At 68.8% G+C, this 16,957-nt stretch carries 11 protein-coding genes; 4 read left to right on the forward strand and 7 right to left on the reverse strand.

Features of this window, described 5'->3' with window-relative positions; translation table 11 throughout:
- The first annotated feature begins 20 nt into the window (after positions 1-20).
- Positions 21-2,075 (forward strand): hypothetical protein, encoded by a 2,055-nt coding sequence (locus tag BWR19_11680; GenBank protein ID APX93539.1) that lies wholly within the window; start codon positions 21-23, stop codon positions 2,073-2,075.
- Positions 2,076-2,455: 380 nt separating this feature from the next.
- On the opposite strand, the gene BWR19_11685 is transcribed toward BWR19_11680, so the two are convergent.
- Both BWR19_11685 and BWR19_11690 read right to left on the reverse strand, forming a co-directional pair.
- Positions 2,456-2,965, reverse strand: a complete 510-nt coding sequence (locus BWR19_11685; protein APX93540.1) for a peptidylprolyl isomerase — start codon at positions 2,963-2,965, stop codon at positions 2,456-2,458.
- Positions 2,966-3,007: 42 nt separating this feature from the next.
- Positions 3,008-3,556 carry a transcriptional activator RfaH gene (locus tag BWR19_11690; GenBank protein APX93541.1) on the reverse strand — a complete coding sequence of 183 codons (549 nt, stop codon included), beginning with the start codon at positions 3,554-3,556 and terminating at the stop codon, positions 3,008-3,010.
- Positions 3,557-3,712: 156 nt separating this feature from the next.
- Here BWR19_11690 and BWR19_11695 point away from each other — a divergent pair, with 156 nt between their 5' ends.
- Entirely contained in the window at positions 3,713-5,080 is a 1,368-nt protein-coding gene (locus tag BWR19_11695; GenBank protein APX93542.1) for an AmpG family muropeptide MFS transporter, read from the forward strand.
- Positions 5,081-5,087: 7 nt separating this feature from the next.
- Here the strand turns inward: BWR19_11695 and BWR19_11700 are convergent, their stop codons facing one another.
- Both BWR19_11700 and BWR19_11705 read right to left on the reverse strand, forming a co-directional pair.
- The gene (locus tag BWR19_11700; GenBank protein APX93543.1) at positions 5,088-6,908 is read right to left on the reverse strand and encodes a zinc chelation protein SecC; all 1,821 of its coding nucleotides are present in this window, start codon (positions 6,906-6,908) and stop codon (positions 5,088-5,090) included.
- Positions 6,909-6,962: 54 nt separating this feature from the next.
- The gene (locus BWR19_11705; protein APX93544.1) at positions 6,963-8,222 is read right to left on the reverse strand and encodes an ABC-1 protein; all 1,260 of its coding nucleotides are present in this window, start codon (positions 8,220-8,222) and stop codon (positions 6,963-6,965) included.
- Between the two features lie 97 nt (positions 8,223-8,319).
- Between BWR19_11705 and BWR19_11710 the strand changes: the two genes are divergently transcribed.
- Positions 8,320-10,269 (forward strand): DNA topoisomerase III, encoded by a 1,950-nt coding sequence (locus tag BWR19_11710; protein ID APX93545.1) that lies wholly within the window; start codon positions 8,320-8,322, stop codon positions 10,267-10,269.
- Positions 10,266-11,144: a 2-dehydropantoate 2-reductase gene (locus BWR19_11715; GenBank protein APX93546.1), complete on the forward strand. Its 879-nt coding sequence runs from the start codon at positions 10,266-10,268 to the stop codon at positions 11,142-11,144. The genes BWR19_11710 and BWR19_11715 overlap by 4 nt, the downstream gene beginning before the upstream one ends.
- A gap of 12 nt (positions 11,145-11,156) precedes the next feature.
- Here the strand turns inward: BWR19_11715 and BWR19_11720 are convergent, their stop codons facing one another.
- Genes BWR19_11720 through BWR19_11730 form a run of 3 tightly spaced genes read right to left on the reverse strand, consistent with a single transcriptional unit; the run spans position 11,157 to position 16,949 of the window.
- Positions 11,157-13,805, reverse strand: a complete 2,649-nt coding sequence (locus tag BWR19_11720) for a phosphoenolpyruvate carboxylase (GenBank protein APX93547.1) — start codon at positions 13,803-13,805, stop codon at positions 11,157-11,159.
- Positions 13,798-14,673 carry a nucleoside triphosphate pyrophosphohydrolase gene (locus tag BWR19_11725; GenBank protein APX93548.1) on the reverse strand — a complete coding sequence of 292 codons (876 nt, stop codon included), beginning with the start codon at positions 14,671-14,673 and terminating at the stop codon, positions 13,798-13,800. Before BWR19_11725 ends, BWR19_11720 begins: the two co-directional genes overlap by 8 nt.
- The gene (locus tag BWR19_11730) at positions 14,670-16,949 is read right to left on the reverse strand and encodes a GTP diphosphokinase (protein APX93549.1); all 2,280 of its coding nucleotides are present in this window, start codon (positions 16,947-16,949) and stop codon (positions 14,670-14,672) included. The genes BWR19_11725 and BWR19_11730 overlap by 4 nt, the downstream gene beginning before the upstream one ends.
- Positions 16,950-16,957 lie beyond the last annotated feature (8 nt).

The raw sequence follows: 16,957 nt of genomic DNA on the forward strand, positions 1-16,957 counted from the left end.
GTACTACGCGAGCAACTTGCATGCACCATTCGCCAGACACCCGTACCTATCGACCGCTGACCCAGCACCGCCTGATGGCGCTGCTGTTCGGCGCGCTGGGGGTGGGCGTCGCGTTGATCCTGGCGATCAGTTGGCAAGTCTCGCGCCAGGCGGGCCTGGGCAGCGCCCTGGCCTGGCTGGGCGCCGGTGCCGTGGTGCTGCTGGCGGTGTCACTGCTGTTTCTGCGCGAGCTTAGCCACCAGCGAGAGGCCCAGCAGCACATGGAGCGCGCCCTGCAGGAATCCCGCCAGCGCCTGCTCGCCCAGCAGCAGGCCTGGCACGAATTGCGCAACCTGCAGCACGAGGCCGGTGACTGTGACTTCTACGCCAGCGTGCTGAGTTCGACCGCACGGCTGATGAACGTGCCGCGGGTCAGCATCTGGCTGCTCGGCGACGACACCATGACCTGCCAGGCCAGCCTCGATGATGCCCAGGTCGGCGAACAGCTGCCCATCGAGCGCCTCGACGGCTACCTGGGGGCGCTCCGAGAGTCCCCCGGCCTGGCCAGCGTCGAGGCCCAGCACGACCCCCGCCTGGCCTGCCTCAGCGACTATCTGGTCAAGCATGGCGTGGTCTCGATGCTCGACGCCGGCGTCTTCGTCGGCGGTGAGCTGCGCGGCATTCTATGCTGCGAATCGCTGCTAACGCGGCGCTGGCACGCCGAGGAGGTCAGCTGTCTGATCGCGGTTTCGGGGTTGATCTCGCAGTTCGCCGAGTCGCTGCGCCGGCGTGCGGCGGAGCAGGACCTGCACCGCTACCTGCACTACGACGACGTCACCGGCCTGCCCACTCTGCGCGGTCTGGACGCGCCACTCGAGCGCCACCTCGAGGCCGGTCGCTTTCATCTCGGCGTGCTGCGGATCGGCGGGCTCAGCCAGATCAACGAAACCCTCGGCCAGCGCGGTGGCGACCAAGCGCTGAGCCTGATCGCCCAGCATCTGCAGCGCTATATGGACCAAACGCTATCGGGCATCGACCTGGCGCGACTGCCTTCCAACCGCCTGGTGCTGGTGATGCCGGATACCAGCCGTGATGTGGCGCATCAGCTGTTGGCGGAACTGCTGGAAACCCTCAACGCTCACCCTTGGTGGGTGGATGACCAGGCGTTCCAGTTGCAGTTCGCCCTCGGCATTGCCAGCTATCCGGACCACTCCGACAGCGTCGAACAGCTGCTGCAGCGTGCCGAGCTGGCCCTCAAGGAAGCGCGCCATGATACTCGCCACGGCGTGGCCTTCTACGCCAGCGAGCTGAGCGAGTGGCAGCAGCGACAGAACCTGCTCGAGCGCGAGCTGCGCGAGGCCATCCGCAGCCAGCAATTCTGCCTCTATCTGCAGCCACAGTTCGACCGCCGGGGAGCCCTGCGGGGCGCCGAGGTGCTGCTTCGTTGGCAGCACCCCGAGCGCGGGCTGATCGGCCCCGGAGACTTCATCCATGAGGCCGAGCGCAGTGGCCTGATTCGGCCCATTGGCAACTGGGTACTCGAGCAGGCCGGGCAACTGCTGGCCGGTCCGCTGGCCAACACCCAGCTCGGCCTGTCGGTCAACGTCTCGGTACAGCAGCTGCGCGACGAGGATTTCGTCCCGCGCATCGCCCGCCTGATGAACAAGCACGCCATCGCCCCGGGTCGCCTGACCCTCGAAGTCGTCGAGTCACTGCTGCTGGCGCCGGGTATCAGCCTGCAGCTCAAGGCGCTGCGCGACCTCGGCGTGGAACTGTCACTCGACGACTTCGGCACCGGCTACTCATCGCTGCGCTATCTGCAGGACTTCAGCGTCGATGAAGTCAAGCTCGACAAGGTGTTCATCGACGTCCTGCAGCAGTGCGACGATGCCCCACTGGCGCGTTCGATCATTGCCCTGGCCAAGACGCTGCAGCTCAAGCTGGTCGCCGAAGGCGTGGAGACAGCGTTCCAGCTCGAATACCTGAGCCGCCACGGCGTCGACCTCATTCAGGGCTACCACCTGGCGCGTCCCGAACCGGTCGAGGACTTCGTGACGCGCCTGCAGGCCATCCCCTCACTGGCCGATCACGGCTGAGAGGAAAATAAAAAAAGCCGGCCCAGAAGGCCGGCTACAGGGGGCATGGCCCCCTACCCTGACGACGCGGTTAAGGACGCGTGCGCCGCGACGGCGCGGCTACTTCGCGTTGCCTTGATCCGATTTGCCGGACTTGCCGTGGCGCTTGTGATCGTGAATCACGAAGCCCACCCAGCCGGCCATGAAAGCGACCATCAAGCCAACGGTCACCAGTCCAAAGATTACGGCGTCATCCCAGTACATGGCGTATCTCCCGTGGCGTATGTGATGGTGTCACTCTAGCCATCGGGACAGGGGGCGGCCCTGACCTGGATCAAGTTTGCGCCGCGACCTGAGCCTAGCGAGCGAGGAATTTGATCCAGATCAGCTTCAGAGGCGGGTCAGGGCTGCTTGCGATCCTCGACCTGAGTGTGATCGACATCGTCGTCAAGCGGATGGCCCTTGGCCAGTTCGGCGCGACTCGCCTCGCGCACGCTGAGCACCTCGAGCCGGTAGCTGAGTCGCTCGCCGGCCAGCGGGTGGTTGGTATCGATGGTCACGCGTTCCGGCCCCACCTCGACCACGGTGACGATCTGCGGGCCGGCGTCACCCTGGGTCTGAAAGCGCATGCCCGGCGCCAGGTCGTCGACCGGAAAGGCGCCACGCGCGACCTCCTGAACCAGGTCGTCACGGCGCAGGCCGTACGCCTCGGCAGGCATCAGCGTAACGCTGAGTTCGGCGCCCACCGCCTGGCCGTCCAGGGCGCGCTCGAGGCCGGCGACGATATTGTCATGACCGTGCAGGTATTCCAGTGGCGTACCGCGGGCACGCGAGTCGTCGAGGACCTCGCCGCCGGCGTTGCTGAGTACGTAGTGCAGGCGTACCACGCGCTGGGGAGCGATGGTGCTCATGGCATCTCCTGTGAAACGAAACGGGGGAATGGATGATAGGCCTCAACCATCGCGGCGCAGCTGGGCCACCGGCATCTCCAGGCGCTGCTGCTTGTGCAGCATGGTCAACAGCACGATGGCGCGCTCCTCGCCCTTGTGCGACTCGAACACCGCCTTGAGATCGCGGAAGGGGCCGTCGGTGATCTCGACACTCTCACCGGCACGGAAGTAGACGTTGACCTGCGGTGCCGCATCGCCGCCCCGCTGCGCCTGATCGCGCAGCAGCTGCACCAGGGCATCATCCACCGCCAGCGGCTCGTGCCCGAAGCTGACCAGCTTTAGCACGCCGCGCGTGGAGCGAATTGGCCGCCAGTTGCTGGCCAGCCGGTCGAGGCGGATGAACAGATAGTAGGGAAACAGCGGCTCGGCGACCCACACCAGCTTGTCGCGACGTTTTTTCTGCACCTCGAGGACCGGATGGAAGACCTCGTAGCCCTGATTGTCGAGATGCTCGGCGGCGCGAAACGATTCACCGCCCTTGCACTGGATGATGTACCAGCGCGGGATGGCATCGGCGGATACGCCACTGGGGTCAGCGTTGAACTCGTGCATGGGGCTCCTGACGGTAACGAACCGAATGTGGCTGGCGTCTGCTCTGCGGCTCTGCAACAATCGCCGCAAGTGTTGCGGCTACCACAGCGATAGTTTATCACTCCTCACCGCTGGCTTCCGCCCTGCACCGCGCCCCATGGATCGGAGAAATGACTTATGCCCACGCCACCCGTTCAGCGTAGCTGGCGCGCCGCCCTCGGCATCTACCTGCGCGCCCCGGTCATCACCATGCTGTTTCTGGGCTTCTCGGCCGGGCTGCCGTTCCTGCTGGTGTTCTCGACGCTGTCGGCCTGGCTGCGCAGCGACGGGGTGGAAGTGGCCGCCATCGGCTTCTTTTCGTGGATCGGCATCCTCTATTCCATCAAGTTCTTCTGGGCGCCGGTGGTCGACCGTCTGGCGCTGCCGCTGCTGACGCGGACCTTTGGCCAGCGACGCGGCTGGATGCTGCTGGCCCAGGCGCTGATCGCCGGCGGCCTGATCGGCCTGGCGAGTCTCGACCCGACCCAGAACCTGATGGTGGTGGCGGCGTTTGCCCTGCTGGTGGCGTTCGGCTCGGCCACGCAGGACATCGCCATCGACGCCTTTCGCATCGAGTCGGCGCCCGACGATATCCAGGCCGCCATGGCCTCGACCTACATCATCGGCTACCGCGGCGGGCTGCTGGCCGCCGGCGCCGGCGCCCTGTATGTGGCGTCGGCCTACTCCTGGGAGATCGCTTATCTGACCATGGCCGCGCTGGTGGGGGTCGGGGTGATCACGGTGCTGCTCAGGCCGGAACCGGCGCGACTGTCGCTCAATACCCAGCTGATCCACGAGCCCCGGGTACGCGCCTTCCTGCGTGCCAGCCGCGGCAAGCCCAAGCCGCTGCGGCGCCTGGGTGCCTGGCTGATCGGTGCGGTGGTCTGCCCGTTCACCGACTTCTTTACCCGCCACCGGCTCAAGGCACTGTGGCTACTGGTGTTCATCGCGGTGTTTCGGATCAGCGACCTGGCCATGGCCTCGATGGCCAATCCGTTGTACATCGACCTCGGCTTTTCGCTGGCCACCATCGCCAATGTCACCAACGTGTTCGGCATCGCCATGAGCATCAGCGGCGGGATTCTCGGCGGGCTGCTGGTGGCACGCTACGGCATCGGACCGATCCTGGTACTCGGCGCCGCGGCGGCGACCCTGACCAACCTGCTGTTCGCCGCCCTGGCCCTGGCCGGTGAGAGCCTGCCGTTCCTGGTCATGGCGATCATCGGCGACAACCTGGCCAACGGCCTGGCCAGCGCGGTGTTCATCGCCTTTCTCTCGAGCCTGACCTCGAAGGCCTATACCGCCACCCAGTATGCGCTGTTCTCGTCGCTGATGACCCTGCCGGGCAAGTTCCTGAGCGGCTTCGGCGGCATGGTGGTGGCCGCCGAGGGCTATGCCACCTTCTTCGTGATCGCCACCGCCCTGGGCCTGCCGGCGATCCTGCTGGCGATCTGGATCAGCCGCGATCGCGACCTGGTCCCCCGGCCGGTGCCACGCGCCGCCTGAGCCAAGGCTAGTCGCGCGGCGCCTCGGGGTTACACAGCCAGGCCAGCGCCCCGCGGGTATTGGCCCACTGGTCGCGCATCAGGGTGCGGTACTGCCACGCCTCGGCGCGGCTGCCCGGTGCCGGCAACCCCGAGGAGGGCAGGCTCACCGCCCGGGCCCGCTCGTTGCACAGCATCTCCAGTACGTGGCCGTTGATCGCCTGCGCCTCGCGCAGTGCTTCGCGGGCTTCGTCGAGTCGCTCGAGGCGATACAGCGCCAGCGCGCGCCCCATCATCACCCCCAGCAGCGGTGTCTCCATGGCTTGATAGCTGACCTCCAGGGCGCGCCGGTCGCTGCCTTCGCGCAGCAGTTGGTCGAGCACCAGCTCACGCAGCCCCAGGCTGTCCTGGGCATCCAGGGTCAGCAGCCGCTCGGCCAGTTCGCGGGAGTGCTCGCGGGCACCGCGCTCCATGCCTACCACCAGCGCCAGGCCGGTGCGCAGCAGCACGGCGTTGTCGGCAGCGTCCCATACGAAGGCGCCGTCACCCTCGCCGTCGAGCTGGGTCAGCCAGCGTTCGAGACGCTGCGCCAGCGGCTCGAACAGGCTCGGTGCCATCCACGGCAGGCTGCCGAAGCGGCTGGTAAGCGCCAGGGTCAGCGCCTGCATCACCTGCGGCGAATCGAGCCACTCGGGGTGGGCGCAAAGCTCGGCCAGCCAGTCGCCGGCATGGGGCCAAGGGTCGTCCTCGAAGCCCAGCGCCGCCTCTTCGTCGACCAGCACCTGGAAATGCTTCTGCCAGGCGGCGAACAGGGTGTCCTCGCGGGCACTGCGGTGATACTCGCGGCTGCCATCCGCGGCGGTCACGAAGTCGAGCAGCGGCGCCGTGGGCAGCGCCTCGAGCAGCGCCTGGAGCGCCGCCAGCGGGTCGGCCAGGTCCTCTTCGGAGTTGACCATCTGCTCGGCCAGCGTGGCGCCGGGATTCTCGGCGAGGTCGGCCAGAAACTGCAGCTGCTCGGGGTCGAGGTCGCCCTGCCGCGACAGCCGGCGGAACCAGAAGCGCGCCCGTTCGGCCGCCTCCTCGACGTTGCCCTCGTGGAGCAGCAGCATGGCCTCGATATAGGCCAGGGTCGGCGAGTCGGGGAGCGCCTGCTGAGCGCGCACGAACGCCTCGCGGGCACTGGCCAGGTCATCGTTGTCGAGGTGCATCAGGCACAGCCGCTCCAGCGCCACGCCGCGCAGGAACAGCGGGCCGCGGTCGAGCACCTCGTCGAGCAGCGCGGTGCGCTTGCGGTAGAAGCCGCGCTCCTGGTAGAGATCCACCAGCAGTTCGAAGGCCGGTTCGGCCTGCTCCGGCATCTGTGACCAGTCGGCGCCCTCGAACAGCGCCTCGAGAATCTGCTGGGCGCGGCCGCGCTGGCCGCTCTCGGCGGCGATCAGGCCGGCCTCGAGCAGCGCCTGGGCAGGCGCATGACCGCTGGCCAGAGCCCCCTTGAGCGACGGCCCCTTCCACTCGCGCAGCGACAGCATCCACATCAGGTGGCTGGGAATCGGCCCCGGAATGGTCACCGCGCCGCAGCAGTGCTTGGTCTTGCGCCCCGAGTCGCACCAGCAGGGCTCGTTGCGCCCCGGGCGCGCCAGCGGCTCACAGGCGAAATCGGCGCGCTCGAGGGGGGTCTGCGACCACAGCTCCGGCGCCAGCGCCTGAGCCAGCGACAGGTCGCCGCCGACCAGCTCGCGGCCCTCATCCCGGGCCCAGGCCATGAACGACGGATAGTGCTCATTGTCACGAATTGCGCCGAGGGCTCCCGATGCAAAGCCCAGCAGCTGTTCTACCCATACCGCCAGCATCGCCATCTCCGCCGAAAAAAATCGCGCTAGTTTAGCACGCTAGCGGACCTGGGCTCACCCTCCAACGCGACGTCGCCGCGCCCACTCCAGCAGCGGTTCGCTTCGCGCCTGCATGTCGAGACGCGCGCCCAGCCGCACCAGATTCCAGTAGTGGCCGTTTAGCGCCCGCGACAGCAGCAGGGTATCGGCCGGCGGCTGCAGGCGGTCCATCGCCGCCCACACCCGCGGGCTCAGCTCGCGCAGGCGACGATGCACCCGCACGTCGCCGAAATCCTGCTCGCCGGGAGCGAACAGCGGGGCCACCGCCTCGGCGGATTCACGGTACAGCGCCAGCGGCGCCCCCTCGCCCTGGCGCCCGCCCATCTTGAGCAGCGCGGCATCCATGGCCAGGGGGTCGTGCACCAGGGCGGCATCGAGCAGCTCGAGCATCTGCGCCAGGCGCGTCTCAGGCACCGCGATCACCGCGCCCAGGTCGTAGATCACCAGCCGCCCCTGGTCGTCACAGGCAAAATTGCCGGCGTGGGGGTCGGCGTGCAGTTCGCCGAAGCGAAACAGCTCCTCGGTGAGCCAGTCGGCGAGCGCCTCGGCGATCTGCTGGCGGGTCGCCGTGGCGGCCTGCTCCAGCTCGCGCAGCGGGGTACCCGGCACATAGTGCATGGCCAGCACCCGCGCGCCGCAGTAGTCCATCTCCGGCGCGGGAATCACGATCCGCCGATGGTCGACATAGCGCTGCCGGTAGCGCTCCAAGGCCGCCGCCTCGGCGCGATAGTCGAGCTCGCCGCGCAGGCTATCGGCGAGCTCCTCGAACAGCGCATCGAGACGCGCCTGGGGGACCTTGAACCAGCGCCCCAGGCGCATCATGCGCCGCACCTGGGCCAGGTCGCTCTCCAGCACATCGGCCAGCCCCGGATACTGCACCTTGAGCACCAGGGTTTGCCCCGAGTGGGTCACGGCGCGGTGCACCTGGCCCATCGAGGCACTGGCGAAGGGACGCTCCTCGACCTCGCGAAAGTGGCTGTCGAGATCGCCATACTGCTCGACCAGGGTGGTGCGGATCTGCGCCCAGGGCATCGGCTCGGCCTGGCGCTGCAGGCGCGCCAGCTCGTCGGCCAGGTCGGGCGGCAGCAGGTCGTCCCACTGCGACATGATCTGGGCCAGCTTCATGGCCGGCCCCTTGAGCTCCGAGAGTCCGGCGAACAGCGCCTCACCCAGCGCCCGCCAGTCGCTATTGCCGCCCAGCCGGCTCTTGAGCATGGCGCCGCCGGTGCGTGCCCCCAGTCCCAGCAGGCGTCGTGTGCGTCCGCGCTCGCGCATATCGATACAAACCTTATACATTGAACAAGAAGAGTACACCTGGCAGCGCCGCCGTGATACTGGAAGAATATCCACTACCGAGTTCGTGAGCCATGTCATGCGCCTGATCATTGCCGAAAAACCCAGCCTGGCCAGGGCCATCGCCGACGCCCTGCCCGGCAAGCGCCGCAGCGTCGAAGGTAGCATCGAGGTCGGCGACACCACCGTCACCTGGTGTTTCGGCCATCTGCTCGAACAGGCCCCGCCCGACGCCTACGACCCGCGCTACAAGCAGTGGCGCCTCGACCACCTACCGATCGTGCCGTCGCCCTGGCAGCTGATGCCGCGCCCCAAGGCGCGCGGCCAGCTGGCGGTAATTCGCCGCCTGCTCAAGGCGGCAAGCGAGGTGGTCCACGCCGGCGACCCGGATCGCGAAGGCCAGCTGCTGGTCCAGGAAGTGATCGAGCACCTGCGCTGGCGCGGGCCGGTCAAGCGCCTGCTGATCAGCGACCTCAACCGCCCCGCAGTGGCCAAGGCCCTCGGCCGGCTCGAGGACAACGCCCGCTACCAGCCACTCTACCGTGCCGCTGAGACCCGCGCCCGGGCCGACTGGCTGTACGGTATCAATCTGACCCGCGCCTGGACCCTGACCGGGCGCCAGGCCGGCCACGACGGGGTGCTCTCGGTGGGCCGGGTACAGACCCCGGTGCTCGGCCTGGTGGTACGCCGCGACCGCGAGATCGCCGACTTCACGCCGCGCCCCTTCCACGTGCTATGGGCCGATTTCGCCGTCGCCCACGGCCAGGTCCGCGCCTGGTGGCAGCCCGGCGAACAGCACCCCCTCGACGACCAGGGCCGGTTGCTGGCCCGCGCGCCGGCTGCCGACCTGGCCGCCCGGCTGCCCGGCGCCGAAGGCCGGCTCAGCGAACTCGACAGCCGCGACAAGCGCCAGGCGCCGCCGCTGCCCTACTCGCTGTCGGCGCTGCAGGTGGATGCCGCGCGGCGCTACAAGTACTCGGCCAAGCAGGTGCTGGACACCTGCCAGGCGCTCTACGAGCGGCACACCCTGATCACCTACCCGCGCTCGGACTGCCGCTACCTGCCGCGCGGCCACCATGCAGCGCTGGCCAGCGCGCTACCGACGCTGTGCCGGGCCGATGCCACGCTGGCCGAGTGGTGCCACGGCGCCGACTTCACGCGCCGCGGCCGCGCCTTCGACGATGCCAAGGTGGGCGCCCACCACGCCCTGGCGCCCACCGGCAAGGTCCCCGACATGAGCCGCCTTTCGGCGCCGGAGGCCAATGTCTACCGGCTGGTGGTACGCAACGTGCTGGCGCAGTTTCACGCCCACCTCGAGACCCGCGAGGTCAAGGCCTGCTTCGAGGTGCTCGGCGAGCGCTTTGCGGCCAGCGGCAGCGAGGTGCTGGTGGCCGGCTGGAAGCCGCTGTTCACGACCCGCGACGAGCCCCCGCCGCTGCCCACGCTGGTGCGCGGCGAGCCGGCGCGGGTCACCGCCGCCGCGGTCGAGGACCGCGAGACGCGCCCGCCGGAGCCCTTCAACGACGCCAGCCTGATCAAGGCGATGATGAACATCGGCCGCTATGTCGACGACCCGGACGTCAAGCGCACGCTGCGCGAGTCGGACGGCCTGGGTACCGAAGCGACCCGCGCCGGCATCATCGAGACGCTGCTCGAGCGCGGCTACCTGGTGCGCGTCAAGAGTGCCCTGCGCGCCAGCCGCACCGGCCACGCGCTGATCGCCTCGCTGCCCGACCCGGCCACGCGCCCCGAGCGCACCGCGCTGTGGGAGCAGCGGCTGAGCCGCATCGCCGAGGCCGATGATAGCGAACAGGCGTTCCTCGACGCGCTGCTCGGCGACCTGCGCAGCCTGCTCGACGCCGCCGACGCCGAGCGCATGCGCCAGGCGCTGGGCAGCGCCCAGGGCGTCGAGGCGCCAGCCCCGCGGCGTGGCGGCCGCAAGCCGTCGGCGCGGCGCCGCGGCAGCAACGCCGCCGCTGGCAAGACCAGCCGGCGGCGTCGCGGCAAGACCGGCGGAGGAAGCCAGTGACCTCGCCACAGCTGATCGTCGGCCCCGGCTCACTCGGGCGGCTGCTGGCCGTGCGCCTCGCCGGCGTGGCGCCGGTGACCCTGCTCGGGCGCCGCGCACCGCCCGCCGAGCTGACGCTGACCAGCCCCGAGAGTCACACACTGGTGCGCCAGCTGCCCGGCGCCACGCCAGCCAGCCTGAGTGCGCCGTTTCGCGGCACCCTGCATCTCACCACCAAGGCGTATGACGGCGAGGCGGCACTGGAGAGCGTGGCCCGCAAACTCGACCCCGCCACCCCGCTGGTACTGTGGCAGAACGGCTACGGCGTGCAGCGCACCCTGACCCGGCGCTGGAGCGGCCCGGTACTCTGCGCCACCACCAGCGAGGGGGCCTATGTGACGACTGATGGCGTGGTGCATGCCGGCCACGGTGAGACCTTCCTCGGCCACCTCGACGGTGCGCATGCCGACCTCGCCGAGCAGTTGGCCGCGCTGCTCAGCCACGCCGGCCTGCGCTGCCGAGCGGTGAGCGACATTCGTACCCGGCTGTGGCACAAGCTGGCGGTCAATGCCGCCATCAACCCGCTGGTGGCGCGCTGGCGGATTCGCAACGGCCAACTGCGCGACCGGCCGTTTCGGCCGCTGGTCGAGGCGCTGCTCGACGAACTCGTGGCGATAATGGCAGCGGAGGGCATTGCGCCCCCCGCCGAGGGCTGGCACGACCGGGTGTGGCGAGTCATCGAGGGCACCGCCAACAACCGCGCCTCGATGCTCCAGGACGTGCTCGCCGGCCGGCCCACCGAGCGCGAGGCGATCCTCGGCCCGCTGCTCGCCGCCGCCCGCCGGCACCGGATCGCCGCGCCCAAGCTGGCGGCACTCTACGCCGCCATGCCCTGAGCAGGCCGCCGCCTAGCCGGTATTGCGCAGTCCGGCGGCGATCCCCGCCATGGTCACCATCAGCGCCCGCGACAACTCGGGGCTGATCGCCCCGTCGGCGTCGCGGTTACGCTGCAGCAGTTCGGCCTGCAGGCCGTGCAGCGGGTCGATATAGGGGTTGCGCACCTCGATCGCCTGACGGATCAGCGGGGTGTTCTCGAGCAGCGCCTGCTGGTCGAGGATCTCCAGCAGCACGCCCTGCAGCCGGGTGAAACGCTCGCGCAGGTTCATGCCCAGCGCCAGCAGCGCCGGCTCGTCGACCAGGCGCCGCTCGTAGTAGGCGGTGATCTCGACGTCGCCCTTGGCCAGCAGCATCTCGAGCATGTCGAGGTAGGTACCGAAGAACGGCCATTCGCGACGCATCTCGCGCAGCCGCTCGAGGCCGCCCTCCTCTTCCAGCCGGGTAATGAAGGCATCGCCGCTGCCCAGCCAGGCCGGCAGCATCAGGCGGGTCTGGGTCCAGGCGAAGATCCACGGAATCGCACGCAGCGTCTCGACGCCGCCGTCCTGGCGCCGCTTGGTGGGCCGTGAGCCGAGCGGCAGCCGCCCCAGCGCGCCCTCCGGCGTCACCGCGCGGAAATAGGGCACGAAGTCGGGATCCTCGCGCACCACCCCGACGTAGCCGCGGTGAGCGATCTCGGCCAGGCGGTCCATCTCCTCGCGCCACTGCGGCTTGGGCGCCGGTGGCGGCAGCAGGGTCGCCTCGAGCACCGCGCAGGCGTAGATCTCCATCGAACGCAGCGCGATCTCCGGCTGACCGAACTTGAAGCGAATCATCTCGCCCTGCTCGGTGACCCGCAGGCTGCCGTTCACCGAACCCGGCGGCTGGGAGAGGATCGCCGCATGGGCCGGGCCGCCGCCGCGGCCGACGGTGCCGCCGCGGCCGTGGAACAGCGTCAGGTCCACGGCGTGCTCCTCGCAGACCTCGACCAGGGTCTCCTGGGCGCGATACTGGGCCCAGGCGGCGGCCAGCTGGCCGGCGTCCTTGGCCGAGTCGGAGTAGCCGATCATCACCTCCTGGCTATCCCCCACCAGGCGTCGATAGCCGGGCAGCGCCAGCAGCCGGTCGATCACGTCGCCGGCACGGTTGAGGTCATCGAGGGTCTCGAACAGCGGCGCGATGGGCAGCCGCACGTCGCCGCCGACCTCCTGCATCAGCAGCGCCACGGCCAGCACGTCGGAGGGCTGCGCCGCCATCGAGATGATGTAGGTGCCCAGCGCCTCGCGCTGCTCCCGGGCGATGACCCGGAAGGTGTCGATCACCTCGCGGGTCTCGGTGGAGCACTCCCAGCGGCGCGGGATCAGCGGGCGGCGGGATTCGAGTTCAGCGAGCAGGAAATCCTGGCGCTGCTGCTCGTCCCACTCGCGGTAGTGGCCCAGTTCGAGGAAGTCGGTGAGCTCCTCGAAGACCTGGCTGTGGCGACTCGCCTCCTGACGCACGTCGAGCTTGGTCAGGGTGACGCCGAACACCGCCACCCGGCGCAGGGTATCCAGCAGGGTGCCGTTGGCGATGGTGTCGAGCCCGACGTCGCATAGCGAGCGGTAGCAGGCCAGCAGCGGTGAATAGAGCTGGTCACGGGTCTCGATGATCTGCCCGCCCTCATGGCTGCGCCCGTCGAGGCACGCCTTGGCCCAGTCGCGGGTCGCCTCGACCCGCGTGGATAGGCGCTTGAGCAGTGCCCGATAGGGCTCGGCCTCGTCACCCACCTCGGCCTTGAGCGCACTGTTGGCCTTCCACATCGACAGCTCGGCCTTGAGCTGCTCGAGGTCGCGGAGATACAGATCGGCGGCCATCCAGCGGCCCAGCAGCAGCACCTCGCGGGTGACCTTGGCCGTCACATTGGGATTGCCGTCGCGGTCGCCGCCCATCCACGAGGCGAAGCGCAGCGGCGCGGCGTCTAGCGGCAAGCGTTCGCCGGCGGTTTCCAGCAGCAGGCTATCGAGGTCGCGATGGAAGTCGGGCACCGCCTGCCACAGCGAGTTCTCGATCACCGCAAAGCCCCACTTGGCCTCGTCCACCGGGGTGGGACGCTCGTGGCGAATCTCGTCGGTATGCCAGGCCTGGCTGATCAGCTCCTCGAGGCGGCCGTGGGCGCGGCTCGACTGCTCGGGATAGTCTGCCGCCGTCTCGATCACCGACAGGCAGTCGTCGATGGCGTCGTACTTCTGGATCAGGGTGCGCCGTATGACCTCGGTGGGATGGGCGGTGAGCACCAGCTCGACGCGCATTCCGGCCAGGGTCTCGACCAGCTTGCGCGGCGCGTGCCCTTCGGCCTCGGCGCGGCGCAGCAATTCGCCGAGCACCGGCTGCGAGCCCGGCTTGTAGTCCTCGACCCGGCGGTAGCGGGCGCGGTAGTGCTGCTCGGCGATATTGGCCAGGTTGAGAAACTGGTTGAAGGCGCGGGTCACCGGCAGCAGGTCGCGGTCGGGCAGCTTGCGCAGGAACTCGATCAGCTCGCGGCGGCTGGGCTGGTCGCCCTGGCGGCCGCGCTTGGCGAAGCCGCGGATGGTCTCGATCTTGTCGACGAAGGCGCTGCCCTGGTCGTCGGCAATGGTGCGCCCCAGGCTGTCGCCCAGCACACGCACGTTGTCACGCAGCGATTCGTGGAGATCATCACTCATGGGCGGCGCCCTCCTTGCGGTCATCAGGGGTAGCTTCGTGGCGCTTGGCGTCTTGCCAGTGCGCCTCCATTTCGTCGAGCGTCACCGACGCCGGCTGCTGGCCGCGCGTGGCCAGGGCGGCCTCGACGTGGCGAAAGCGGCGCTCGAACTTGGCATTGGTGGCACGCAGGCACTGCTCGGGATCGGCCTTGAGGGTCCGCGCCAGGTTGGTCACCGCGAACAGCAGGTCGCCGACTTCTTCGGCGGCGTGGTCGCGGTCGCCGGCGTCCAGCGCCTCCTCGACCTCGGCCAGCTCCTCACGGATCTTGTCGATCACCCCGCGGCTGTCGGGCCAGTCGAAGCCGACCCGTGCGGCGCGCTTGGAGAGCTTGGCGGCCCGCGATAGCGCCGGCAGCGTGCGCGGCACGTCGTCGAGCACCGAGACGCTTGCCGCGCCATCGGCGCGGGCGGCGCGCTCCTCGGCCTTGAGCGACTCCCAGCGGCTGTTGACCTGGCGGGTCTGGACCTGCTCGGCGCTCACCCCGGCAGGGCGCCGCGATGCCAGGCTGCCGTCGGGGAAGACGTGGGGATGCCGCTGTAGCATCTTGGCGGTCAGGGTATGCACCACGTCGTGGAAGTCGAAACGCCCCTGCTCGGCGCCGAAGCGGGCGTAGTAGACCACCTGGAACAGCAGGTCGCCGAGCTCGCCGGGCAGCTCGTCGAAGGCGCGCCGCTCGATGGCGTCGGCGACCTCGTAGGCCTCTTCCAGGGTGTGCGGGACGATGCTGTCCCAGTCCTGCTGGAGGTCCCAGGGACAGCCCTGCTGCGGGTCGCGCAGCACCGCCATCAGGCTCAGCAGATCGTCCAGATCGTAGCGTGGCAGGCTCATGGCTGCGGCCTCCGCTGGCGCCCGTGGCGCGGCTTGCCACCGCTGCGCAGGCGCTTGACGTCGATCACATTGGGCAGCTGCTGAATGCGCGAGAATAGCCGGCCGAGGGTCTCCAGGCCGTCGACCTCGACGGTGATCGACATCCGCGCGATGCCGTCGTCCTGATCGGTGAGGGTGTTCACCGACAGCACGTTGACCCGGTCGTTGCTGAGCACCCCGGTGACGTCGCGCAGCAGCCCGGAACGGTCCCAGGCCTCGATCTCGATATCCACCGGATACTGGGTGCGTGCCCGCTCGCCCCACTCCACCTCGATCACCCGCTGCGGCTCGTCGAGGCGCAGTTGCAGGATGTTGGGGCAGTCCTGGCGGTGCACGGTCACGCCGCGCCCCTGGGTGATGAAGCCGACGATCGGCTCGCCGGGCACCGGGTGGCAGCAGTTGGCCATGCTGGTCTTGAGGTTGCCGACCCCGAGCACGGTGATCGCATCGCCGTCACTCTTGCTCGCGGCGCGCCGCGGCTTGGCCAGCAGCCGGTCGAGCTGCTCCTGGTCATCCGACTCGCCGAACAGCTGCTGGGCCTGGTGGAGCACCTGGCCGATGCGCAGGTCGCCCGCACCGAGGGCGGCGTACATGTCCTCGACGCTGGTGTAGTTGACCTTGCGCGCCAGGGTGAGGAGATCCATGTCCTCGACGTCGAGGCGCTTCATCTCCTTGTCGAACAGCGCCTTGCCCTCTTCGAGGTTCTGGCTGCGCGCCTGCTGCTTGAACCAGGCCTGGATCTTGGCCCGCGCCCGGGAGGTGCGCACGAAGCCCAGCGAGGGGTTGATCCAGTCGCGGCTGGGGCCACCCTTGGTGGCGGTGAGGATCTCGACCTGCTGGCCGGTCTTGAGCTTGTAGGTCAGCGGCACGATGCGTCCATTGACCTTGGCGCCGCGGCAGCGATGGCCGATCTCGGTATGCACGCGGTAGGCGAAATCGATGGGCGTGGCGACCTTGGGCAGGTCGATGACGTGGCCGTCGGGGGTGAACACATAGATGCGGTCCGGGGCCACGTCGCTGTTCAGCCCCTCGCGCAGATCACCGAAGTCGCCGACCTCGTCCTGCCACTCGAGCACCTGGCGCAGCCAGGCGATCTTCTCTTCGTAGCTCGAACTCTTGGCCTTGGTGTCGTGGCCCTTGTAGCGCCAGTGGGCGCATACCCCGAGCTCGGCCTCCTCGTGCATGGCGAAGGTGCGAATCTGGATCTCCAGCACCTTGTTCTCGGGCCCCAGCACCGCGGTGTGCAGCGACTGGTAGCCGTTCTTCTTGGGGTTGGCGATATAGTCGTCGAACTCGTTGGGCACGTGGTGCCAGCGCGAGTGGACGATACCCAGCGCGGTGTAGCAGTCGGCCACCTCGGGCACCAGGATACGCACCGCGCGCACGTCGTAGACCTGCGAGAAATCGATGCGCTTGCGCTTCATCTTGCGCCAGATCGAATAGATATGCTTGGCGCGGCCGTCGACCTGGGTGCGCGAGATGCCCTGGGCCTCGAGCAGCCCCTTGAGGGTCTCGACCACTTCGTGGATATAGCGGTCGCGGTCGAGGCGCTTCTCGGCCAGCTGCTTGGCGATCGACTTGTAGTCGTCCTCGTGCAGATAGCGGAAGGAGAGATCCTCGAGCTCCCACTTGAGATGGCCGATGCCCAGCCGGTGGGCCAGCGGCGCGTAGATGTCGAACACTTCACGGGCCACCCGCAGCCGCTTGTCGCGGGTGGCATCCTTGACCTGGCGCAGCGCACAGGTGCGCTCGGCGATCTTGATCAGCGCCACGCGCACGTCGTCGATCATGGTCACCAGCATCTTGCGCAGGTTGTCCTGCTGGTCATGCTGGGTCATGCCGTGGCTCGGCGTCTGGTGGCTGATCGCCGCCATCTGCAATACGCCGTCGATCAGCCCGGCCACCTCGCCACCGAAGCGCTTGGCCACCGCCTCGATGCCGATCAGTCCTTCGCGCACCGCGCGGTAGAGCACCGCCGCCTCGAGCACCTCCTGATCGAGGGTGAGCTCGCCGAGGATATCGGCCATCTCCAGGCCCATGCGAAAACTCGAGCCGTCGGCCAGCCACGCCTTGTGCGGACGCTCGGCGTCCCTGGCCAGGCGGTCGGCGAGCTCACAGGCTTCGCGCATCTCGCCCACGTCACGCAGGGTGACATCCTCCTGCAGGCGGGCCAGCCATTGTGGTATGTCGACCGCCCCGTCGGCGGTCAGCGGCTGGTCTTCACGCACCTTCACCATGGGGTTGC

The sequence above is a fragment of the Halomonas sp. 1513 genome, from assembly GCA_001971685.1.
Classification (GTDB): Bacteria; Pseudomonadota; Gammaproteobacteria; order Pseudomonadales; family Halomonadaceae; genus Franzmannia.